Genomic DNA, 23,095 nt, shown 5'->3' on the forward strand with positions numbered 1-23,095 from the left:
AGCTTTACCCCTCCTATGAGCGACGATCAGAACGCGGTCCACGGACGTGTCGAACCGATAGAATCGCACGACGGAGCCACGGACGATGACGGTTCCCGATCGGGCCGACTCACCCGGAGACGGGTGCTGGCGACGTCGGGCGCGCTGCTCGTCGCCGGGGTCGGCGGCGCGGGTCCCGCGGCCGCGGCCGGCAGCAGTGGCGGAAGGGTGCAGCCGCCGTCGGCGTCCGCGTCGCCGGGGCCGATCGACCCGCGGCCACCGGGCGACGTGTCGCTCGAGAGCGTCGAGGCCGTCGTCGACGAGCGGATGGCCGACGTCGTCGAGAACGGCGACGTGGTCGGCGCGAACGCGGCAGTCGTCCGCGGCGGCGAGCCGGTGCTCACCGCCGGATACGGGGACACGAGCCTCACCGACGGCGAGGCGGTCGACGCCGACACGCCGTTCCGGGTCGGCTCGCTCTCGAAGCCGCTCGTCTGGACCGCCGCGATGGGGCTGATCGAGGCCGGAGAGATCGACCCCGAGGAGGACGTGCGGACGTATCTGGACGCCGTCCCGGTCGCCGACGGCGAGCCGATCACGATGGCGCACCTGGCGACCCACACGGCGGGGTTCGAGGAGCGAAACCAGGGGCTGTGGGTGAGCGACCCCAACGAGGCGCGACCGCTCGCGACGGTGCTACAGGAAGAACAGCCCGCCCGCGTTCGACCGCCCGGCGAACTGGCGTCCTACTCGAACTACGGGACCGCGCTGGCCGGCCAGGTCGTCGCCGACGTCGCGGCCCGGCCGCTCGACGAGTACGTCGAGGAGCAGGTGTTCGAGCCCCTCGGGATGGAGACGGCGGCCTTCGAGCAGCCGCCGCCCGACGGGAGCGCCGCGGGCTACACCGCCGCGCTGGGCACGCCGAGCCCGGCACCCGGGCTCGCGCTCGAACTGTGGCCGGCGGGCTCGCTGTGTGCGAGCGCGACCGACATGAGCCGGTTCATGCGCTCCCAGCTCGGCGACGGCAGCGTCGACGGCGGCCGCGCGCTCACGGCCGACGGCCTCGCCCGGATGCAGGAACGATGGTTCGCCCACCACCCCGCAGTCGACGGGATCGGGTTCGGCTGGTTCGAGGACACCCGCGGCGACGTTCGGACGCTCTGGCACAACGGCTCCATCCCGGGCTCGTTCTACAGCCACCTGCTGTTGCTCCCGGAGGCCGACGTCGGCGTGTTCCTCGCCTACAACACGGACGTCGGCGCAAGCGCGGCGAGGGACGTGCTCGACGGCGTCCTGTCGGAAGCAGTCGGATCGACGGAGCCGTCCGAGCGACGGCCGTCGGGGCGTCCCGAGCGAGCAGGGGCCCTCGAGGGCACCTACCGGGGGCTCCGCATCGCGGAGACGACCCACTCGAAGCTGTTCACGACGCTCCAGGCCGCCGAACTCTCCGTGAGCGTGGACGACGAGGGCTATCTCGTGACCCAGGCCGGCGGCGGACGGACGCGGTGGGTCGAGCGGGAGCCGCTCGTGTTCGACCAGGCCGACGGGACCGAGACGCTCGCGTTCGGCGGGTCGGACGACGAGATCACGGACCTGTACGTCGGGTGGCAGGCGCTACGGCGTCGCTCGCGGTTCGAATCGCTCGGGCTCCACGGGGCGCTCGCTGCCGGGTCGGCGGTCGGGATGCTCGCCGGCGTAGTGGGGTATCCCGCGCTCGCCGGCTGGCGGTCGCTCCGCGGGAGCGACGGGGACGAGGCGGACGATGGAAGCAACGAGGACGGCGGCGAGAGGAGCGACGAGGACGGTATGGATGGGAGCGACGTGGACACGGCCGACGCCCGGGCGCAGAAATACTCCGACGGCGGCGAGTCCCCGACTCCGACCGGCGAACGGGTGAACGCCGGGGACGAGTCCCGGCTCGGGGCGCTGCTGGCGATGCTCGATTCCCCGGGCGTCGCCCGGTCAACGATCGGCGGCTCCATCGTGGCCATCCTGGCGTTCCTCGTCGGGGGGACCGCCGGAATCGTGGTCGATCCGACGCTCCTCTCGGACCCGCCCGGCTGGTACCGGGCGCTCCTGCTCCTGCCGGTTATCGCCTCGCTCGGAACTGCCGTCTCGCTCGCGTCCGCGACCCTCGCGTGGCGCTCGGGAACGTGGAGCCGGCGGTCGCTGCTCCACTACGGCGTCGTCGCGGCGGGGACCGCGCTCGCCTGCTGGTTGCTGTACTACTGGAACCTGTTCGGGACGCCCGGGTGAGGGCCGTTCCACGGGAGTGACAGTCGGAGCGCCGAGGCGGTGCTGGGCGACGACGTGCTCGTGGCCGCGGTCTCCGAGGACGAGTAGTGTTCGTCGCGCGATCGTCTGACGCCGGGGTCTCCGGTCGAACACGTGCCGACGGGGAGTACCGGACGTCAGCGGAGAGACGCCGAGAAGTAGCGTCCTACGGCCGAATTTCGGCCGCCATTGGCAAAATACTTGGGCGGAGAACCTCTCGGTAGAGGTACGCGTGCATTCTCTCTCACCTGGCCGACAGCGAACCGCTCCCGCAACCGAGTGGCCCGAGGACACCCCGGGAGGACTGTGAATCCGAGCCGCGTCGACTCGATCGTCGACCTCACGTACGGCCTGCTGATCGCGGTCTCGGTCAGCCTCATCATGATCGCGGGCAACGCGATCGGGCTGGCGTTCGGGTTCGGCGTCCTCATCTCGTACATCATCCACGTCGTCTGGAAGATGTCCCGGTTCGACCCGGACTGGATGACCACGGCGGTCAAGGAAACCGTCGAGGAGACCGTCGACGAGACCGTCGAGGAGAAAGTCGGTGAGACGGTCGAGAAGACTGTCGACGAGACCGTCAGTGAAACCGTCGAGGAAACCGTCGAGAAGACGGTCGACGAGACCGTCAGTGAAACCGTCGAGGAAACGGTCGGCGAGACGGTGGAGAAGACTGTCGACGAAACCGTGGAGGAGACGGTCGGCGAAACCGTCGAGAAAACGGTCGAGGAGACGCTGGAAGAGCAGTTGGCGGCGGCCGAGAAGGAAGAGGAGGAGGGAGACTCCGACACCAGCCCGGACGAGGACGGCTGATGGTCGAACTCCTGCTCGTCGTCGGCGTCCTCGTCGCGATGTTCGTCGCGTACAACATCGGCGGCTCGACGACGGGCCCGGCGTTCGGACCGGCCGTCGGCGCGGGCGCCATCTCGAAGACGGTCGCGGCGGCGCTGATGGGCGTGTTCTTCTTCGTCGGCGCCTGGACCATCGGCCGGAACGTCGTGACGAAGCTCGGAACGGAACTGGTCGTCGACCCCGGCGTGTTCACGCTCGAGTCGTCCATCGCGGTCCTCTTTTTCATCGGCGTCGCGCTCCTCGTCGGGAACGTCTTCGGCGTGCCCGCCTCGACCTCGATGACCGCCGTCGGGGCGATCGCGGGGCTGGGACTTGCCGGTGGCGTGCTGGACTTTGCCGTCATGGGCGAGATCCTCACCTGGTGGGTCGTCTCGCCGATCATCGGCTTCTGGGTGTCGCTGATCATCGGCCGGTACTTCTACGCGCGGCTCAACCGCGTGGTCGCGATGGAGCGCAGCGAGGGGTCGCTGTTCGACGTCGATCGCTCGGGCGCGGTGCCGATCCCGCGCGTCCATCGGACGACCAACCGCCGGGAGCTGGCCGGGACGATCACCGTCGTCGCCATCGGCTGTCTGATGGCGTTCAGCTCCGGGACATCGAACATCGCCAACGCGGTCGCGCCGCTAGTCGGGAGCGGGGAACTGGCGATGAACCCGGCGATCGTGTTCGGCGGCGTCGCCGTGACGATCGGCGCGTTCACGATCGCTCGCCGGACCCTGGAGACAATGGGGAGCGACATCACGGAACTGCCGCTGACGGCCGCGATCGTCGTCGCGACGGTCAGCTCCGCACTCGTCGTCTTCCTCTCGGCGCTCGGCATCCCCGCGAGCTTCGTCGTCATCGCGACGATGTCGATCATCGGGCTCGGCTGGGGCCGGGCGACCCGACCGAGGACCGCCTCCTCGGACGTCCCCACTGCGACGGACCTGTTCAACCCCGCGACGACCGTCCGGATCGTCCTGATGCAGAACGTCGTGCCGGCGATCGCGACGCTGGGCGCGTATCTCACCTTCCGGTTCGTCCCGGCGTTCGGGTTCTGAGTGGTCGCTCTGAGCGGGGCCTCGCCGACCCCCACACCCACAGTCGTGAACCCCGTCCACCCCGTGCGAACGGACCCCGAACCCGCGAACCGGTAGCCCTTTCGCCACCCGTCGGCGAGACGAACCATGCGCGTTCCGTGCGTCAGGGTGCCCGTCGAGGCGGGCGAGGCGACCCGCACGCTGCTGGCCGACGCCGGCCTGCTCGACGGCGACCGCGAGATCTCGGTCGAGGACGGCGACATCTTCGTTCCCGTCACCGACGCCGAGGCGGTGCCCGACGAGTACGACGTGGTCGAGCGGGAGGCCGCCGAGCGCACGGGACAGGTGACGCCCGCCGACGTCCTCGGCTACGAGCCCTCGTACGAGCGCCTGGGCGACGTCGCCATCGTCGACGTCGACGACCCCGAGGAGGCCAGGCGCGTCGCCGAGGCGATCATGGAGGCCGACTTCCCGTGCGAGACGGTCGTGAACCGCGCCTCGAAGGTGCGGGGCGAGTATCGCGTCCGCGACTGGGAGGTGCTCGCGGGCGACGGGACGGAGACGGTCCACCGCGAGTACGGCCACGAGTTCCTGCTCGACATCGCCGAGGTGTACTTCTCGCCCCGGCTCGCCACCGAGCGCCACCGCGTGATCGAGCAGGTCGCGGCCGGCGAGCACGCCGTCGACATGTTCGCGGGCGTCGGCCCGTTCGCCGTGCCGATGGCCGCCCGCGGTGCCGATGTCGTCGCCTGCGACGTGAATCCGCGCGCGATCGAGTATCTCAGAGAGAACGCCCGACGAAACGGCGTTTCGGAGCAGGTCACCGCGATCGAGGGCGACGTGCGGGAGGCGGCGGGCGAGTACGAGGGCTGGGCCGATCGCGTGGTGGCGAACCTCCCCCACTCGGCGAGCGACTTCCTCGACACGGCGGTCGCTCTGGCGGGCGAGGACTGCGTCCTCCACCTCTACGACATCCAGCACGAGGACGACCCGTTCGGCCCCGGCGAGCGCGCGGTCCGCGATGCCGCCGGCGACGAGTACGAGGTGCGCGTGGAGACGCGACGGGAGGTCCGGTCGTACGCCCCCCACGAGCTGAACGTCTGTCTGGACGTCCGTCTCTCGCGGGTGTGAACCCGGGTCACGGCGCCCCGGTTTCGGAATCCTTATTTCCGTCATGCCGGTATCACCGTATGCGAGCGCCGGTGTAGCTCAGCTGGCAGAGCGATTCCTTCGTAAGGAATAGGCCGAGGGTTCAAATCCCTCCATCGGCTTTTCCACGTCGCTTTTCCGGGGGAGGTGCCCGTTTGCCTCTCGGTGTTCACGCCCGTTTTTCGATGAAATCCGGTAGAGGGATTTGAACGGTAAGAGGGGAGGGCCGAAGGAGTGCAGGGTCCGCGCTACCGTCTCGACGCCGCGAATCCGTCAGGAGGGCCGAACCGTCAGGGGTTACTCCTCGAGCGTCACCGAGAACTCGCCGGCCGGCTCGACGGAGAGCCAGCCGACGTCACCCGGGATGGAAACGTCCGTCGTCGTCTCGACCGCCTCGGTCCCGTACACCGAGAGGGCGGCGATCGCACCCGAGGCGTCACGGACCGCGACGGTGTTGGTGCCACCGCCCGCCGCCGTCACCGACAGCGTCCGCGCGGCAGAGAAGTCGATCGGCCCGTCGACGGCCGGGGTGGTTCCCTCGAACGCGACGGGCCACTGGGTCTGGACCTCACCCAGCGCGTAGCGGGGCTGCTGGACGACCTCGGCGGACCACTGGCCCGCCGCGCCGGCGGTGAGCGTGCACTCACCCGGCGAGAGCGCGAGCGCGTACGTGCCGGTCCACGCCGCGTCGTGCTCCCGGCGCAGGTCGAGCTGGGTCCCGTCTGCGTCCGCGATCGTCACGGCGAAGCGCCCCGCGCTCTCGTGTCCGAGCCGGAGCACCGTCGGCCCCTCGCGTTCGACCCGGAACTCCTTCGTGACGTCCGCGCCCGCCCCCGAGAACGACGTCTCGACGGGCCCGGACCCGTCCGGCGTCGACCCGGGCGTCGACCCCGGCGTGCCGGTAGGCCGGCCGGACTGGTTCGATGACGCGGTAACGCTTCCCATACCGCCGACGATACTCGTCAGGGCTGCACCGCCTGTCAGAAGGTACTGGCGTCGGTCCACACGTGGGACCAGTACGCGTCCGATAAAATCCGTATCGCCGGCTTGGGGACTGGTAACCGCGTTCTACTTCCCCGCTTGTGACCAGTTTTCCGGACGAGGTGACCCGAGCCCGTCCGCGCCGGGCGTGCCCGACGACTCGCCGACGCGTCCCCCGTGGCAGGTCGTACGACCCCGTTACCGAACTGATGACCCCGATATCGAACCGGTAACGCCGGCGTTCCGGGGCGCGCCGGCCGCGGTCCGGTCGGGACGGCGATCCGGGTCAAGCTCTCGTCGACACGCTCGCTCGACCGCCCGGTTCAGGACGTCGGTAGAGGGGCCGTACTCCCCATGTGCGCTGGGACGCCACGAGCGGTCGGCGTCGCCCACGACCGCCCGACGTCAGGGCGAGCATCCGCGCGCGTCACCGCCGACGATCCGGCTCGTTCCGGCGTCGGTCACTCGACCGAGAGCGTGTAGGACCCGCCGTCGGTGTCGACCGAGAGCCAGCCGACGTCCTGGGCGATCGAAATTTCGATGCTCGTCTCGACGGGCGACGTCTCGTTCACGAGCACGCTCAGCCGCTCGCCGGAGGCGTCATGGAGGATGAGGACGTTGTGATCCTCGCCGTCGGACGTGAACGAGAGCGTCCGGGGCGCGGAGAAGTCGATCGGCCCGTACAGCTGCGGGGACGAGCCCTCGAACTCGACCGGCGGCGTCGTCCCGACGTCCGCGAGCTCGTACAGCGGCTGCTGGACCAGGGTGATCGACCAGCTCCCGCCGGCCTGAACCCGGAGTTCGTACGCGCCCGGCTCGATGTCGTACGCCAGTTCGCCCGACCACGGGCCGGTGTAGTTCACGGTTCGCTCGATCCGCGTGCCGTCGGCGTCGACGACGTCGACGACGAAGCTCCCCGACCCGCCGTGGCGCATGTCGAAGACGATGGGGCCGCGGCGTTCGATCCGCACGTCGAGGCCGACGGTCGCGCCGGTGCCCGAGTAGCTGGTCTCGATCGGCTCCGTCCCGTCGGGGCCTCCGTCCTGCCGGCGACTCACCGGCGGTCGTCCGTGGCTGCCCTCGGTCGGTCGAGCGGTGGCGGCGGCCGTCGCCGCCCCGACACCGCCGAGAAGCCCCGAGACGACGGCACCGCCGGTCAGGAGACACTGGCGTCGATCCATGGGGCATGGCTCTCGTGGCCAGGCAAATCGCTGCCGCCGGGTTGGTGACTGGTCGGTCCGGACTGCGTTCACCCTGTCGACCAGTTTCCCGCAAGAACGGCCATCGGATCGACCGGCTACGGACACGTCGGTACCGACGGCGGAGGGATGCTCGCCGGCCGTGCGTACGTTCGTCGTTCGATGCGTGCCAACGTGCCCGGCGGTGAGACGACCAGTCGGCGTCCGGCGTCGAGAGCCGACGGCTCGACGTCCGCCGATCCGGCGTCCGCCGGTGAGCCGACGGCTCGACGGCAGCCGGCGAGGATTCACACGACGGTACGGGAGCCATAACAAGGGAGGCGACCGGCGTGGGGTCCCCTACGCGGATCACGCATGGAGGGAAACACGATCCGGTGGTATCGAGCCGACGATCGGGAGCGGTATCTCGACCTGCACGAGGACGTGCTGGGGGAGCGACCGCGGGGGGAGGACTGGTTCGAGTGGAAGTACGAGTCGAACCCCTACGTGGATCACGTCCCGATCGTCCTCGCGGAGCACGAGGGCGAGCTCGTCGGGGCCCGCTCGTTCTTCGCCCTCCCGATGTCGGTCGGCCGCCGGCGGCACGCCGCGCTGCAGCCGTGCGACACGATGGTCCGGCGGGCCCACCGGCGCCGGGGACTGTTCACCCGCATGACCGAGGAGGCGATCGACCGGTACGAGCGCGAGGAGCCGGCGTTCTTCTTCAACTTCCCGAACGAGGCGACCCTCTCGGGCAACCGGAAGCTCGGCTGGCGAGTCGTCGGGCAGGACCCCCGACACTACCGCATCGAGGACGTCGGGACGCTCGTCGCGTCCAGGACCGACAACCCGGGACTCCGGCTGGCTGGAGCCGTCTCGACGCCCGTCGTCGCCGGCTACAACCGGCTCCGGCAGGCGATGGCGTCGAGGTCGTCCGACGTGTCGGTGCGGCGGGCGTCGGGCGTGCCTGCCGACGCGCTCGCGTCGATCTACCGACGGCGAGTGCCGGAGGCGATCCACACCGTCCGGGACCGACCGTTCTATCGGTGGCGCTTCGAGAACCCCGACTGGGCGTACACGACGTACGTGACCGAGGGCGACCCCGACCCGGTCGGGATGGTCGTCGCCGTCCCGCGAAACGGGGCCGGCGTGAGCGAGGGCGTGACCCGGGTCGTCGACGTGGTCCCGCTCCGTGGCGACGAGCGGACCGAGCAAGTCGCCGCGCTGCTCGATCGGGTCCAGTCGGACAACGCGGACTCGGAACTGTTCGTCGCCCCCTCGGGCGTGCTGGATCGGACGCTCCTCCGGCGGTTCGGGTTCCGCCGCGACGACCGCGCACCCGTCTCGTACCTGAAGCAGCCGCGGATGCACGCCGTCCGGTCGCTGTCGGCCTGGGAGATCGAGGGGCTGGACGTGACGCGACCGGAGAACTGGCGGATGACGTTCGCGGAGCTCGACACCGGGTAGGGACGGGAAGACACCCGATGTGGACCCCGAGCCGCTCGGTCGTCCCGGGATAGCCGGACGTTACGCGAGGTAACGGGATCGATAACAATGCGGTTGGTCCGGGCAGTGCCACCACGAACGACACCATGACTGACGACAACGGTTCCGACGGCTCGACGCGCGCGTTCGTCCTCGGGCTCGACGGCGTCCCGTGGGGGATGCTCCGAAAGTGGGCCGAACGGGGCGACCTCCCCGCGTTCGCCGAACTGCTGGAGACCGGGGCGGCAGGCCCCCTGGAGAGCACGACGCCCGCGACGACCCCGCTCGCGTGGCCCTCCATCGCGACCGGGACCAACGCGGACAAACACGGAATCTACGGGTTCCAGAAGCTCTCCCGGGACGGGACCCACCGGATGTACTCCAGCGACGACCTCCGCCAGCCCGCGCTGTGGGAGCGGCTCTCCCCGTCGATGGTCGGCAACGTGCCGATGACCTACCCCGCCCCCGAGATCGACGGCACCCTCGCGGCCGGGATGATGGCCCCGGGCGTCAACGACCGCTGGGGCCATCCCGACTCGTTCCTGGAGCGGGTCCGCGAGGAGATCCCCGAGTACCGGATCGGCCTCGAGTGGGAGCAGTACGGCGACCGGCCCGAGGAGTTCCGGGCGGAGCTCGCCGACCTGCTGGCCGCCCGACGGAAGCTGATGCGGCTCCAGATGGAGCGGGAGGACTGGCGGCTGTTCTTCTTCGTGTACACGGCCCCCGACCGCCTCCAGCACCTCGTCTGGGACGAGGACGTGCTGCTCGACCACTACGAACAGCTCGACGACATCCTCGGCGAGGTGATGGCGTACGCCGACCGGTTCGACGCGGCACTGTACGTCGTCTCAGATCACGGGTTCGGTCCCGTCGAGCAGTTCGTCTCCGTGCCGCTGATCCTCGAACGCGCCGGCCTGCTCGCCCGTCGTCGGGACTCGGGCAGTCGCGGGCGACTCGCCCGGCTCGGCGTCACCAAGGACGCCGTCCGGTCGTGGCTCGACCGCGTCGGCATCGAGGACCGCACGCTCGTGGACCACCTCCCCGAGTCGTTCGTCGATCGGGTGGCCCAGGAGATTCCCGGCGACCACGCGCTGTACGACATCGACCGAACCCGGACCGACGCGTTCGTCCACGGCCCCGGCAACGTGTACGTCAACGCGGCCGAGCGGTTCACCGACGGGCGGGTGGAGCCGGGCGACGTGGCGTCGGTCAAACGCGAGGTCGCGGAGCTGCTCGCGGACGTGCGTGACCCGAAGACCGGCGAGCGGGCGCTGGTCGTCCACGACGGCGCGGAGCTGTTCCCCACCGACGAGCGGTCGCCCGACCTCGTCGTCAAGGGCCGGCCGGGCTACGAGTCCGCGACGTCGTTCAACGACGACGTGTTCGTCGACAGCGACGCCAAGGCGGCGAACCACCGCTCCGAGGGCGTCTTCTTCGCCCGGGGACCCGAGTTCGAGCCCGGCGGCGCGCCGACCGACGCGTCGGTCGTCGACGTCGCGCCGACGCTCCTGCACGCGCTCGGCGAGCCGGTGCCGGCCGAGATGGACGGCCGCGTCCTCACGGAGACGTTCGCCGACGGCTCCGGGCCCGCGGAACGGGCCGTCCGGATCGACGACGAGGACGACGCCACCCGACGGTCCCGCAGGGAGGAATCCACGGACGAGGAGGCGCGCGACGGCGTCGAGGACCGGCTGCGGGGGCTCGGATACATCGACTGAGCGGAATCTTCTCCCCGCCGACTTCCTCCCGAGAAGTCGTGACGCGCGCTACCGACCGGGGTCGGCGCGTTCGAGGCCGACGCGCTCGAGGTCGACGTGGGTCCGGATCAGTTCCGCGGCGGCGTCGAACGGCGCGTGCTCGTCGGCCGACCGCGTCGGGCGGTCCGTCCCGGCCGCCGCGAACGCCGCGTCGAGGAACGCGTCGCGGGCGATCCGGTTCTCGAACAGCCCGTGGAGGTACGTGCCGAGGGCGCGCTCGGTCGCCGCGCTTCCCGGGCCGAGCGGCCGGTCCACGTCGCCGACCGGGATCGACTCGCCCATGTGGATCTCGTAGCCCGTCACCGTCCCGCGCGCGCCGGCGAGCGGGCCGCTCCCGTCGAGTTCGCGGGTCACCGCCTCGACCCGTTTGTCCGGGGAGAACCGGGTCTCGACCGGGAGGAGTCCGAATCCCGCGAGGTCGTCCCGTCCGGTCGTCCCCTCGACGGCCGCGTTCGTGAGCCGCTCGCCGAGCAGCTGGTAGCCGCCACAGAGGCCGACGACCGGGCCCTCGAACGCCGCGAGCGCGTCGCCGAATCCGGCCTCACGGAGCGCGAGCAGGTCGTCGACGGTGTTTTTCGTCCCCGGGAGCACCAGCGCGTCGGCCCCCGAGAGGTCGTCGTCGAGCGGGACGTAGGCGACGCGGACGCCTGGTTCCCGCGCCAGCGGTTCGAGGTCCGTGAAGTTCGAGACGCGGGGGAGCCGGGGGACCGCGACCGTCACCGCTCGGTCGGCGGCGACGCCGTCGTCCGCGCCCCGTACCGCGGTCCCTCCGGGGGCGGGCAGCGAGACGCTGTCCTCGGCCGGGAGTCCGGGGTCGTCGTACGGGAGGACGCCCACGACGGGGACGCCGGTCATCGACTCGAACTCCTCGATGCCGGGCGAGAGCAGGGACACGTCGCCCCGGAACTTGTTGACGAGCGCGCCGACCACGCGCTCGCGGACGTCCCCGGGCAGGAGTTCGACCGTCCCGTAGAGGCTGGCGAACGCGCCGCCGCGCTCGATGTCGACCACCAGGAGCACGTCGGCGTCGGCGAACCTGGCGGTCTCGAGGTTCGCCAGGTCGCGGTCGTGGAGGTTGATCTCCGCGATGCTGCCGGCGCCCTCGGCGACGACGACGTCGTGCTCGGCCGCGAGGCGGTCGTGGGCGGCGGCCGCGGCACGACGCGCCCGCTCCCAGTGTTCGTCGTAGTACGTCCCCGCCTCGTAGTGGCCGACCGCCTCGCCGTCGACGACGAGCTGGCTCTCCCGGTCGCCGCGGGGTTTGAGCAGCACCGGGTTCGTGTCGGTCGTCGGCGTGACCCGCGCGGCCCGGGCCTGGACGTACTGTGAGACGCCGATCTCGCCCCAGCCGCCCTCGGGGGTCGCGGCCGCCCGGGCGTTGTTGCTCATGTTCTGGGCCTTGAACGGCGCGACGGAGACGCCGCGGTCCGCGAGCAGCCGACAGAGGCCCGCGACGACGGTGCTCTTGCCGACGTGGCTCGCCGTCCCCGCGACGAGCAGCGTCCGCGTCATCGGGCACCGACCCCCCGCCGGTGCTGGCGCCCCGCGGTCCGAGCGCGACCGCCGAACCGAGCGCCGCGAGTCACGGCGCGAACACCTCCGCACGTCGGCCGGTGACGACGCCGTACTCCGCGTCCGCGACCGAGCCGGGACGCGCCCGCTCGGCGTACCGCGACTGCAGGCTGGCCCGCACCGCGTCGCGGACGCAGGCGCGCGCCGCCGCGCCGACCGCCGTCGCGCTCCCGGCGAACGGTTCGGGCTCGCCGTCCGCGTCGCTGCCGACGACGACGGCGTCGGTCGTCGTCCCCGGCACGCCGGCCTCGGCGAGCAGCGTCGCCGTCTTCGCCTCGACCGCGACGCCGAGCAGCGTCGCCAGCCCCGCGTCGTCCAGCCGCCGCGTCGTCCCGACGACGACGTTGACCGTGCCGACATCGGGCGGGTCCGACGATTTGGTCGAATCGGGCGAATCGGCCGGACCGGTCAAGTCGGCGGATTCTGGCGCACCGTCCCCGCCGTCGCCGGCCGGCTCCATCGGCAGCGCCGCCGGGTTCGACAGGCCCGCGGTCGCGTACGCGACGGCCGGGTCGAGCCGCGCGCCCCTCGCGTGTCGCTGTTCGACGCCGGTGAGCAGCGTCGGCCCCGCCGCCTCGAACCCGGCGCGCTCGCGTCGGTGCTCGATGTACGCGTCGAGGTCGGTCCGGTCCCACCCCTCGGGCACCGTGACGTTGTACGCGGCGTCGGCGTCCGCGAACCCGCCGTCCCAGCCCGTCGAGAGCCAGGTCGTCCCCGGCCGGGCGAGTCGCAACACGCCGTCCGCGAGGGCCGTCTCAAACATCCGAAAGCGCCTCCAGCAGCCGGTCGTTCTCCTCGGCCAGCCGGACGGCGACCCGGACGTGCGAGTCGAGGTCGCGGAAGGTGGTGGCGTCCCGGAGCGCGATTCCCGAGTCGCGCGAGCGAGCGAGGACCGCCTCGACGTCCCGGTCGCCGACGTCGAGCAGGAGGAACGGCGCGCGCGAGGGGTGCACCGCGAACCGCTCCGCGAGGGTTGCTCGCAGCCGCTCGCGCTCCGTGCGAACCCGCTCGCGCGTGGCCGCGACGAAGTCGTCCCGCTCCATGCAGAACGCGCCCGTCGCGAGCGCGGGGGCGCTCACGTTCCAGGGCCGGCGCGCGGCACGCAGCGCCTCAAGCAGTTCCCCCGTGGCGACCGCAAAGCCCGTGCGGATGCCCGGCAGCCCGAACAGCTTCGTCAGCGAGCGGGCGACGACGACGCCCTCGGTTCCGGCCAGCGAGGGCAGGTCGGTGAAGCCGAGGAACGCCTCGTCGACGAGCAGCGGCGTCCCGGCCCCACGACAGCGAGCGGCGAACGCCGCGAGCGCGTCCGGGTCGGAGGCGTTCCCGGTCGGGTTGTTCGGCGTGCAGACGACCGCCAGCGCGTGTCCCGACGGATCGGCATCCAGAATCTCGTCCTGTGGGACGAACGTCGGCTCGCCGCCCCGGAGGCGCACCTCGCGGGCGTACTCGGCGAAGCTGGGGGCAGGCACCAGCGCGGAGTCGCCCTCCCCGACCGTCAGCGCGACAGTGAGCCGGATCGCCGCCAGCCCGCCCGGCGTCGGGACGACCCGTTCGGGCGCGCAGTCGACGTACTCCGCGGCGGCCTCCCGGAACGCCGTCGGCGGTTCGGCCGGGTACGAACGCGAGCGCTCGAACGCGTCGCGGTAGACCGCCTCGACGCCGTCGGGCGTCCGCGGGTTCGTGTTCGCGCTGAAATCCAGCACGTCGGGGTCGTCGCTGCTCCCGTGTGGCTCGCGGCCGACCCGGCGGGCCGTCTCACGCCGCACGCGTGCCACCTCCCGTGAGTCGTGCGGGGGGGCGACGCGGCATCGCCGCCGACGGGGGAAGGCGTTCGTGACGGTCGACTCGACCGATCATGTGGACACGCCTCCCATTCGCCCCCACCGACTGAAAGCTTGCGTGCGGACGCGCCGGTCCGAGGAAGGGACGCAGGCGGACGCCGGTCGACGGCACGCGCCTCACAGCAGCGCCTCCGCGACGCGGGCGTCCCGGCGACGGTTCACGTTGACCGTGAACCGGACGTCGTCGGTCGTGAACGCGTCCTCCTCGTCGCCCGCGGCGACCACGTTGACGCCGGCGGGGAGCAGGTCCCGGTCGCCGTCGGTCAGCCTCGCGTCGACGCTCACGCCCAGCGCCCGCTTGGCGGCGACGGGGACGCGGACGGCGAGCGAGTCGCCGGCGAACTCCCGGAGCACGGCGTCGACCGCGTCGCCGTCGAGCAGCGGGAGGTCCGCGGCGACCGTCAGGACGGGGCGCTCGACCCGCTCGAGGGCGTCCCCGAGGTCGGCGACGTAGCCCTCGCCCGGCGCGTCGATGATCGAGCAGTCGGCGTCCGCGCCGGCCGCGATCCGGTCGATATGGTCCCGTGTCCGGGGCGCGTGTGGGGAGACGACCGCGTGCGTCGTCTCCACGCGACCGTCGGCGAGCGCGTCGAGCACCCGGTCGACCATCGGGCGGCCGCCGACCTCGAAGAGGGGCTTTTCCGCGTCGGCGTCGAGGCGGGTCCCGCGCCCGCCACACATCACGAGAGCGTCCACGCTACCACCCCGACGTGGAGCGCGGCGACCCGCGCGAGTTCGTTCGTCGCCCCGATCACGTCGCCGCTCACCCCGCCCAGCGTCGCCCGCGCCCACCGGAGGACGAGGAGCGCCACGAGCGGCCCGGTCGCCAGCGTCGCCGCCGCGGGCACGACGCCGGGCCAGGTCAGCAGCGCCGCCGGCGCGGCGAGCAGGAGGACCGGGACGAGGGAGCGAGCGCTCGCGTGCTCGGAGAGTGCGGAGCCGAGCCCCTCGTGGGTCGCCGAGCCGAGACAGACGACGGTCGCCATCGCCGCCTTCGCCGCCACCTCGGCGGCGACGACCAGGGGGAGCGCCCTCGCGGGGAGGCCGACGAGGCCGGCGCCCGCGGTGGCGAGCCCGAGCACGATCACCGCGATCGCGACCGCGCCGCCGACGCCGACGACGGTGTCCCGCATGACCTCGCGCCGCTCCGCGGTGGGGCCGTGGACGACCGCCGCGTCGCCGAGGTCGGCGACGCCGTCGAAGTGATTGATGCCGGTGACGACCGCGACGCCGACGACGAACAGGAGCGCCGCCGTCGCCGGCGGCACGGGGAGGAGCAGCGGAAGCGCGACGAGCGGGCCGAGCACGTAGCCGACGAACGGGAAGGCGCTGGGCGTCCGCGCGAACGCCGCCCAGGCCTCGTCGTCGTGGCCGACGGGGAGCCGGGAGAGGAAGCCGAGCGCGCCCCGGAGCGCGGTCAGAACCACGCGCCCACCCCGGCAAGGATGAACGAGCACAGACCGGCGAGGCCGACGACCCGGATCCCGCGCCGTGCCCGCGCGGCCGTCGGCAACTCGGCAGCCGGGTGTAGCACGTAGACGCCGGGCTTCTCCAGTCGCACGTCGAGGAGCGTCGCGAGCGTCGCCATCGGCCACCCCGAGTTGGGCGAGGGCGGGTCGGCCCGCCAGGCGCGCGCGCGAAGGAGGGCACCCGGACGCCGGCCCGCGAGCGCGACGAGCACCGCGCCGAGCCTCGCCGGAACCCACATGACGACGTCGTCGAGGCGGGCGCTCGCCCAGCCGACCGGCTTCGACCGGTAGCCCAGCATCGAGTCGAGCGTGTTCACCGCCTTCACCCAGACTGCGGCGGCGACCGCGACCGGGAGCGAGAGCTGTGCGCCGAGCGCGAACGCGAACAGCGGCGCGACGAGGCCGTCGACGAGGTTCTCCGCGGCGCTCTCGACGGCCGCGCTCCTGAGCTGGCCGGCCGAGAGCGCCGCGGCGTCCCGCCCGACGAGCGCGCGGACGGCCTCGCGGGCACCATCGAGGTCCCCCTCGGTGTCGTCGATCACGTCCACAGCCACCGCGTACAGCATTCGGAGGCTCGTCGCTCCGAACAGCGCGAGCGCGGCGAGCGCCGCCGCGAACGCGGGGCCGGCGAGCGAAGCGAGCCGGACCGCGCCGCCCGCGACCGCTGCCGCCCCGAGCGGGAGGAACAGCGTCAGGAGCGCGCCGACGAGTTTCGGTCTCGACCAGCGCCGGTCGAACGGCTCGACCAGCCGGCCGAACAGCGCGACCGGGTGGACGCGGGCCGGGAACTCCGCGAACAGCACGTCGAGCGCCAGCGCGAGGCCGACCGTCGACGCGGCAGTCAGCCCCACGGTCCCTCCGCGCCCCTCATGGCTCGACCGCGGGCGCGTCCGCGAGCAGTCGGTCGTACACGGTGACGATCCGCTCGCGGAGGACGGCCATCGGGACCCCCGATTCCGCGACCAGCGCGAGCGCGCCGCCCATCCCGACGCCCTCCTTCGCCTCGCCGGCGACGTAGGCGTCCGTCGCCGGATGCTCCAGACGATCGAATCCGGGGTCCGTGACGGTGACCTCGAGGTCGAGGTCGGCCGCGAGGTCGCGGATCGCCGCCGTCGGGTCGGCGGCGACGAACGAGGTGGTGGCGAGTTCGAGCGGCGCGTCGACGCCCGCGTGCCTGGCGAGCGCGGCGGCGGCCGCCAGTTGCGTCCCCCCGGCGAGCGTCACCGACGTCCCGGATTCCGCCGCGCCGACCGTCAGCCCGGCCACCGCGGCGAGCACCGGGTCGCCGACCTGCCGAACCGCCCCGGCGGGGTCGCCCGCCGCGTCGCCCTCGGCGAAGCCGCTCGATTCGAGCGCGTCCGCGACGACGTCGCGTTTGAGCGCGAGCGGGTTCTCCGGGAGCGACGAGGACACGGTCGCGCGCTCGCCCAGCGCCACGAGCACCCCCATCGCGGTGGTCGTGCCGCCGGGGATCGTCTCGCCGACCGCGAGTTCCTCGTCCGGGAGGCCGCGTCCGAACTTCCGGGCCGCCTCGAACGTCCGCTTCGCGTCGGGGACCGGGTTCGGGTCCCGGATGTCCCCGCCCGGTTCGCCGCCGAACTCGACGGTCGGGGCTCCCGTCGGGCGCGCGAGGCCGGCGTCGACGGCGAGGACGTCGAAGCCCAGCAGGTCGCGCGCGGCGCGGGTGAGGACGGCGGGCGTCGGACAGCCGGAGGGGCTGACGGGCACGACCGGCGACCGGACGGGCCGTCCGTACTCGATGATCTCCAGGTCCGCGCTCGGCGTGTGTGCCATCAGGTCCGGGTCCGCGCCCGCGGCGCTGATTCCGTCGATCCGGGCGGTGGCGGTGCTCCCGCCGACGAGGACGACCCTCATCGGGCGGCTCCCCCGGTCGGGCGCGTGGTAGCGTCGGTGACGGACATGTGCGACTGACTGCGTTCGAATCGAGGGAGAGCGGACGCGGGCGTAAAGCTTGGCATGGGTCTTCGGAGCGGGTGGCTCGCCGATGCACAGTTGTGAGGCGGCCCGGCGGCTCGGTTCGCTCACGTGGGTCGCCGCCGCGGATGGGCGACGCTGACGAGCCGTCCACAAGCGAAACCGGCAAGCGCCCCGCCGCCCCAGATCCGGCAATGCTCACGTTCATCGGCCTCGGCCTGCACGACGAGCGCTCGGTCACCGTCGAGGGACGCGAGGCGCTGCGGGCGGCCGACCGCGTGTTCGCCGAGTTCTACACGAGCCGGCTCGTCGGCGCGACGGTCGCGGACCTGGAGGCCCACCACGGCGTCGAGATCGAGGTACGGGACCGGGCGGGCGTCGAACAGTACCCGGAACCGATGCTCGAGACGGCAGAATCCGAAGACGTCGCGTTTCTCACCGCCGGCGACACGATGATCTCGACGACCCACGTCGATCTGCGGATGCGTGCGGCCGAACGCGGGGTCGACACGCGGGTGATCCACGGCGTCACCGCCCAGTCGGCCGCCTCGTCGCTCACCGGCCTGCAGAACTACCGCTTCGGGAAGGCCGTCACGCTCCCGTTCCCGTACGCCCACGGCGCGGACGGCGTCCCCGCGAGCGTCGTCGATGGCATCGAGGACAACCGCGAGCGGGGGCTCCACACGCTGGTGTATCTCGACATCAAGGTCGCCGGCTCCTCGCCGGCCGGCCCCGCCGAGGGCGAGCCCGACGAGTTCATGACCGCGAGCGAGGCCGCGGGGATGCTCGCGGCGGACTGGGATCCGGACGCGCTCGGCGTCGCGGTGGCGCGGGCCGGCAGTCCCGACCCCGTCGTCGCCGCCGACACGCTCGCCTCGCTTTCCGAGCGGGAGTTCGGCGGCCCGCTCCACATGCTCGTCGTTCCGGGCGAGGTCCACCACCTCGAAGCCGAGGCGGTCGGGACGCTGGCCGGCTGTCCGGACGAGATTCTCCCCGAGCGCTGACGATCGGCCATGGAGGGCGTCTCAAACCGACGAGAGCCAGAGCGGCTCCACGTCGGCCGGGTCGAACGGCATCGCGTCGATACGTGCGATCGCCGCCCGGACGCTTCCCCCCGACATGTCCTGTGGTGCGACGAACACCGGAACACCAGCATCACGGTCGGTAAAATCCTTCACGTCAGTCGAGAGAATCGCCCACCCGTCCGATTCCGCGAACTCGAGTATCGATGCGTCCGTCGCTTCCGGCCCGAGGTCCGAGACCTCACGGGAGAACACGACCGTGTGGTCATCCCCGCGAAGCGCCGAGACGTACTCCTCCGGGACGTTCGTATCGGCGAGAATCCGCATCACTCAGTCGGCCCGTTCGGCGGTGTTCGAATCGTCCCCGCGAACGTCCTCGAGAAGCTGTCGAGTTCGTCGTTCGCCCTCACTGCGCGTTACTTCCGCCTCCTGTTCGCGGTCACGGACGCGGTCCCGGTTGTCGTAGTAGTAGGCGAGCGCCCGGAAGAGATCGCCGATCGAAAGGTCGTGTTCGCCGGCGACGACGTGCGGGTCCTCGTCGTTGTCGATGACGCGCCGCTTGAGATCCAGCACGGTGACACGAGTCCCTTCGATGTGGGGGTCGCCCGAGCGGACCGCATCGTCGCACACGATCCCGGCCATGGCATGGGATAGACCCGGAGCCGTGTTAACAGTTTGGAGCCGTCGGCTCACGAGAGTGCAAGCCCGGAACGCTGCGACTACTCGGAGTCCGACCCGTCGGTCCGCATCGGCCCCCGGGCGGACTCTTCGGGCAGGTCGAGCGAGCCGTGGAGGTCGTACTCCTCGTTAGTGACGAGATACAGCACGTCCTCGATGACCGTCAGGAGTTCGGGGAGTTCGCGGACGACGAGGTAGGTGACGCCCACGAGCGCGACGACCGCGAGCACCTGGCTGATGACCCGATCCGAGAGGAAAAACGAGACCATGTACGGGTCCGAGGAGCCGAACAGGAACAGCACCTCGTCGACGAACACCTGGAGGTACTGGTTGCCGAACGTGACGCCGATGAACGTCGTGCGCACGAGGTTAAGCGACCAGATGACGGGGACGGCGATCGCCAGCCCGCGGAGCTTCCTGCCGAGCGGGGCACGCACCGCGCCGATGAGCCCGACGAAGATGGCGATGCTCCCCAGGCCGGTGCACGCGAGCACGATCTCGAACAGCAGCGTGTGCCCGCCCGCGGTGGTGAACTGGAAGGCGTTCAGGTAGCCGAGCTCGGGGCCGCGGACGAGTTCGGGGTCGTAGCCGAGCAGCCGGATGAGAACGCCGGTCTGGACGGTGACGGTCCGGATGAGGGCCGCCTTCGGGGCGGGGTAGGCCGTGCCGAACAGCGAGACGGAGGGGATCGTCTCGAACGGGAGGTACACCAGGCCCATGCCGGCGACCGCACGCGAGAGGACGAACAGCGAGTCGCGCCCCTCCCAGAGCAGTTTGGCGACGTAGAGACACGCCGGCACGGCGACGATGGCGAGTATCCCCTCGACGTAGCTCTTCTGTGCGAACGCGAAGTGTGGGAACAGCACGAGCCAGAACAGCGCGAACATGGCCCACGCGCCGGCGACGACGCCGCGGGCGGTCCGGACGTATCCGGCGTCGAGCCGGCCCGTCCTGGCGGCCCACTCCATCCCCGCCCCGACGAGGAACGTCAGGACGACGAGCCACGCGAGCGCGTCGGTCGCGGCGTTGGGGGCCGCGAGGAGGACGTCGGTGGCGACGTCGAGGAGGGCGCTCTGCATGGTCGACGCGACGTGTCGGGCTCCTAAAGCCCTTGTCTTGTTCCGTTCGGGTCAGGCGGGTACGCCGTCGCTGGTCGGGGGGTTGGGTCGAAAGAAAGGGTCCGCGTGAAGCGGATGAATGACCGGTAACGCCGGTCAGTCGTGGTTCACGTTAGTCGCGACGGGTCGCGAGGAACGCAGCGCCGATGAGCGCGATCAGAGCGAGCACGGCCGTGAAGCCGGGCGTCGTCGTGGTCGTCGGCGGCTCCGTCGGCGGCTCCGTACCCGGATCCTCCGTCGGCGGTTCCGTCGTCGGCGGCTCCGTCGGCGGTTCCGTCGTCGGCGGCTCCGTCGGCGGCTCCGTCGTCGGCGGTGCCGTCGTGTCGGTGTCGAGCGTCTCGACGACGTTGCCGTCGGCGGTCACGGTGTCGACGTTCGAAGCGTCAGCTTCCACGGTGAAGGTGTCACCGGTGCTCTGCTCGCTGAAGTCGAGTTCGGCACTCCACGTGCCGTCAGGCTGGACCACGGCGGTGGCCGACTTGAAGAACGCCGGCTGGACGCCGTCGTCGGACTCGGCGCGGACCTGAATCTCGCTACCGGGCGCGAGAGACGAGGTGCCGCTGACGGTCTGGTTCGTACCGACGGTGACGTTAACCGGGTCATCGTCGATCGAGACCGTCCGGCTGGCCGTGTCGAACGTGGTGTTGACCGACTGGTGGTCGTCGGAGTCGGTGCTGCCAAGCAGGAAGTCGTCCTCGACCGTGTAGGTCGCTTCGTAGGTCTCGCCGTCAGACGGCGTGACACTCTCGTTGTTCACCGTCCGGTTCCACTGGACCTCGTCGGTCTGGAACGCGATGTAGTAGGAGTCGGAGTCCTGATCGGTGAACAGCGAGATGGATCCCTGGCTTGCGGAAACGTTCAGGGCCTTCGGCTGGAAGTTCCCGATGTTTCCGGTCTGTTCGACCGTGAGGTCACCGCCGAATTCTTCATCGCCGGTGAAGTTCGCAGCACTGAGCTGGGCCGTACCGTTGAGACCCGTGGCGGAGACCTGCACGACGACGTAGTCGCCGAGCGCGATCTCGTCGCTCTCGGTGAGCGAGCCGCCCTCCATCCGTGCCTCGAGGTCGTCGATGCCCACAGCGTCGTCCTCGTCGTCGTCGGTGTCGAGGTCGGTGCTGGGAGCGGTCCAGATGGTGGCGCTATTCGTCGACCGTTCGCGGATGACGAGCGTCCCGACGTCGTCGGGATCGTCCATCGCGCTCACGTACTGGTTCGCGTTCGCGGCGGTCCCGAGCCGGTAGTTACCGGTCGCGAGAACCGAGCCGAGTTCGCCCGTACCGGCCTCGTCGCGGTTGGTGACCGAGTCGTCCTCGGAGGTCGCGTACACGACCTCGTCGATGGTCGAATCGGGGTTACCCGCCGCGTACGTGTTGATGGCGACCGTAACCTGACCGTCACCGCTGCCGTCCTCCGCGGTGAAGTTCAGCTGGTAGCCGATCGAACTGTAGTCACCGAAGGTGACCGACGCCGTGTCGGCCGCACCGGAGATGGAGACGTTGAACGTCGCAATGTCACCCTGCTCCTCTTCGATGGTGCTGGTCTCGAACGACGTCGCGCCGCCGCTGACGTCGTTCACCGTGATGTTGGCCGTGTCGGAGGCCGTCGTGTCGGTGGCATCGACGGTGAACGTGTAGTTCCCGGCGTCGATGTCGGTGAAGTTGGCGGTGTAGTCGCCGTCGTCAATGTTGCTGAGCTGGACGGCGTCGTCGTCACCGTCGGTACCGGTGTCGACGGTCATGCTCGCCGCAGCCGAGTCGTTGAAGATCTCGTGAAGTTCGTCAGCATCGAGATCCTCGGACGAGATGGTCACGTTGTAGCTACCGCGGTTGGACGAGATCGAGAGCTCCGTGGAGTTCGACGGGCCGGCGTTGCCGGCCTCATCGTCGGCGAACTCCGTGGTCAGCGACATCGGAGCAACCTCGAAGGACGCGTCGTTAGCGTCAGTCTCGTGCCCGTCGGCATCGCCGTCGGTGAACGTAATCGGGTCACCGGTCGAGTTGACGACGACGTAGGTACCGTCGAGGTCACTCGTGTCGATGACGGCCGTTCCGTTCTCGTCGAGGGTGAACTCCTCTTCGAGTCCACCAATGTTGTTCGGCGCGTCCGTGTCGACCGAACGGACCTGCCACGATTCGCTGGCGTTGTCGTCACCAGTGTCAATCAGGACCTGCTGTCCTGCCCAATACGTCGATCCCGTGTTCATCTCCGCATCGCGTGTGAGGTCGGACTGATTGCCGACCGCCGCCGCGGCGGAGCCACCGAAGGCTACCGTCATGGCGAACACGGAGAAGACCATCAGCGCTGTCAGGAACAGCGCGCGGATCTTATTGTTTGTTTCTGTCATGATTGTGTCTGTCATCCGGCGACAACAGCTTTCGTCCCACCTTCACCGAAGCGCCCGCGAAGCGGACTCGGCCGGGGGTACTTTCTGCTGCCACCATGGGTAGGGGTACATCTCAACGACATGCGCTCGTTATAAATGTCTTGTGGTGAGGCGAGGGGCGAGTGAACGCTTCACACACCCGATTTCGAGCGCGAGAGCGGTTCTGGGTGGGTAGCGGTACAAGTACTTTGTGTCGCGCTTCGCTCGTCGGGGACTCGCATGCGAGTGGTAACCATGGGCCAGTGGCCGGTCCGAGTCCGGTCCGTCGTCGAGAAACGACCGCATTCGAACGGACTGCGGGGAGGAGAGCCGGTCGTCGTCGCGCTCGGGGGACTCCCTGTCAGGCTTCCCGTCGTCAGTGCACTCCTTCGTGCGGGCGCGCGTGGCCGCCGGCCAAGCACGA

20 protein-coding genes and 1 tRNA gene are annotated in these 23,095 nt (G+C 70.9%); 8 read left to right on the plus strand and 13 right to left on the minus strand.

The features are described 5' to 3' along the window. The first annotated feature begins 15 nt into the window (after positions 1-15). From RJT50_RS14495 to RJT50_RS14515, 5 genes are all read left to right on the plus strand, one after another. Complete coding sequence (locus RJT50_RS14495) at positions 16-2,235, plus strand: serine hydrolase domain-containing protein (RefSeq protein ID WP_313692244.1); 2,220 nt, start codon at positions 16-18, stop codon at positions 2,233-2,235. Positions 2,236-2,442: 207 nt separating this feature from the next. Continuing rightward, the gene (locus RJT50_RS14500; RefSeq protein WP_313692245.1) at positions 2,443-3,066 is read left to right on the plus strand and encodes a hypothetical protein; all 624 of its coding nucleotides are present in this window, start codon (positions 2,443-2,445) and stop codon (positions 3,064-3,066) included. Beyond that, positions 3,066-4,145, plus strand: a complete 1,080-nt coding sequence (locus RJT50_RS14505; protein WP_313692247.1) for an inorganic phosphate transporter — start codon at positions 3,066-3,068, stop codon at positions 4,143-4,145. The genes RJT50_RS14500 and RJT50_RS14505 overlap by 1 nt, the downstream gene beginning before the upstream one ends. A 126-nt stretch (positions 4,146-4,271) precedes the next feature. Then, complete coding sequence (locus RJT50_RS14510; protein WP_313692248.1) at positions 4,272-5,255, plus strand: class I SAM-dependent methyltransferase; 984 nt, start codon at positions 4,272-4,274, stop codon at positions 5,253-5,255. Positions 5,256-5,322: 67 nt separating this feature from the next. Beyond that, a tRNA-Thr gene (locus tag RJT50_RS14515) sits at positions 5,323-5,395 on the plus strand. A 175-nt stretch (positions 5,396-5,570) separates the two neighbouring features. Here RJT50_RS14515 and RJT50_RS14520 read toward each other — a convergent pair. Together RJT50_RS14520 and RJT50_RS14525 are read right to left on the minus strand one after the other, a co-directional pair. Next, complete coding sequence (locus tag RJT50_RS14520; RefSeq protein ID WP_313692249.1) at positions 5,571-6,218, minus strand: hypothetical protein; 648 nt, start codon at positions 6,216-6,218, stop codon at positions 5,571-5,573. A 497-nt stretch (positions 6,219-6,715) separates the two neighbouring features. Continuing rightward, a complete protein-coding gene (locus RJT50_RS14525; RefSeq protein WP_313692251.1) occupies positions 6,716-7,435 on the minus strand; it encodes a hypothetical protein in 720 nt (239 codons plus the stop codon). 372 nt (positions 7,436-7,807) lie between these two features. On the opposite strand from RJT50_RS14525, the gene RJT50_RS14530 reads away from it, so the two are divergent. Together RJT50_RS14530 and RJT50_RS14535 are read left to right on the plus strand one after the other, a co-directional pair. Next, entirely contained in the window at positions 7,808-8,899 is a 1,092-nt protein-coding gene (locus RJT50_RS14530; RefSeq protein WP_313692253.1) for a GNAT family N-acetyltransferase, read from the plus strand. Between the two features lie 125 nt (positions 8,900-9,024). Next, complete coding sequence (locus RJT50_RS14535; RefSeq protein WP_313692255.1) at positions 9,025-10,635, plus strand: alkaline phosphatase family protein; 1,611 nt, start codon at positions 9,025-9,027, stop codon at positions 10,633-10,635. 48 nt (positions 10,636-10,683) lie between these two features. Here the strand turns inward: RJT50_RS14535 and RJT50_RS14540 are convergent, their stop codons facing one another. The 7 genes from RJT50_RS14540 to RJT50_RS14570 form a co-directional block, all read right to left on the minus strand. After that, positions 10,684-12,186: a cobyric acid synthase gene (locus RJT50_RS14540; RefSeq protein WP_313692257.1), complete on the minus strand. Its 1,503-nt coding sequence runs from the start codon at positions 12,184-12,186 to the stop codon at positions 10,684-10,686. 70 nt (positions 12,187-12,256) lie between these two features. Continuing rightward, entirely contained in the window at positions 12,257-13,009 is a 753-nt protein-coding gene (locus RJT50_RS14545) for an adenosylcobinamide amidohydrolase (protein WP_313692259.1), read from the minus strand. Next, complete coding sequence (locus tag RJT50_RS14550) at positions 13,002-14,012, minus strand: aminotransferase class I/II-fold pyridoxal phosphate-dependent enzyme (protein ID WP_313692261.1); 1,011 nt, start codon at positions 14,010-14,012, stop codon at positions 13,002-13,004. Before RJT50_RS14550 ends, RJT50_RS14545 begins: the two co-directional genes overlap by 8 nt. Before the next feature lie 192 nt (positions 14,013-14,204). Next, complete coding sequence (locus RJT50_RS14555; protein ID WP_425499736.1) at positions 14,205-14,768, minus strand: NTP transferase domain-containing protein; 564 nt, start codon at positions 14,766-14,768, stop codon at positions 14,205-14,207. After that, positions 14,768-15,514, minus strand: a complete 747-nt coding sequence (cobS, locus tag RJT50_RS14560; RefSeq protein WP_313692265.1) for an adenosylcobinamide-GDP ribazoletransferase — start codon at positions 15,512-15,514, stop codon at positions 14,768-14,770. Before cobS ends, RJT50_RS14555 begins: the two co-directional genes overlap by 1 nt. Then, the gene (gene cbiB / locus RJT50_RS14565) at positions 15,505-16,407 is read right to left on the minus strand and encodes an adenosylcobinamide-phosphate synthase CbiB (RefSeq protein WP_313692267.1); all 903 of its coding nucleotides are present in this window, start codon (positions 16,405-16,407) and stop codon (positions 15,505-15,507) included. Before cbiB ends, cobS begins: the two co-directional genes overlap by 10 nt. Positions 16,408-16,423: 16 nt before the next feature. Beyond that, complete coding sequence (locus RJT50_RS14570) at positions 16,424-17,431, minus strand: nicotinate-nucleotide--dimethylbenzimidazole phosphoribosyltransferase (RefSeq protein WP_313692269.1); 1,008 nt, start codon at positions 17,429-17,431, stop codon at positions 16,424-16,426. Between the two features lie 254 nt (positions 17,432-17,685). Between RJT50_RS14570 and dph5 the strand changes: the two genes are divergently transcribed. After that, a complete protein-coding gene (gene dph5 / locus RJT50_RS14575) occupies positions 17,686-18,495 on the plus strand; it encodes a diphthine synthase (RefSeq protein ID WP_313692271.1) in 810 nt (269 codons plus the stop codon). Between the two features lie 21 nt (positions 18,496-18,516). Here the strand turns inward: dph5 and RJT50_RS14580 are convergent, their stop codons facing one another. The 4 genes from RJT50_RS14580 to RJT50_RS14595 form a co-directional block, all read right to left on the minus strand. Beyond that, positions 18,517-18,840, minus strand: coding sequence for a DUF5615 family PIN-like protein (locus RJT50_RS14580; protein ID WP_313692273.1), 324 nt, complete (start codon positions 18,838-18,840; stop codon positions 18,517-18,519). 3 nt (positions 18,841-18,843) lie between these two features. Beyond that, entirely contained in the window at positions 18,844-19,155 is a 312-nt protein-coding gene (locus RJT50_RS14585) for a DUF433 domain-containing protein (protein ID WP_313692274.1), read from the minus strand. A 77-nt stretch (positions 19,156-19,232) separates the two neighbouring features. Next, entirely contained in the window at positions 19,233-20,270 is a 1,038-nt protein-coding gene (artA, locus tag RJT50_RS14590) for an archaeosortase A (RefSeq protein ID WP_313692276.1), read from the minus strand. Positions 20,271-20,421: 151 nt separating this feature from the next. Continuing rightward, positions 20,422-22,653, minus strand: coding sequence for a BGTF surface domain-containing protein (locus RJT50_RS14595; protein WP_313692278.1), 2,232 nt, complete (start codon positions 22,651-22,653; stop codon positions 20,422-20,424). Positions 22,654-23,095 lie beyond the last annotated feature (442 nt).

It is taken from the genome of Halobaculum sp. XH14 (assembly GCF_032116555.1).
Lineage (GTDB): Archaea > Halobacteriota > Halobacteria > Halobacteriales > Haloferacaceae > Halorarum > Halorarum halobium.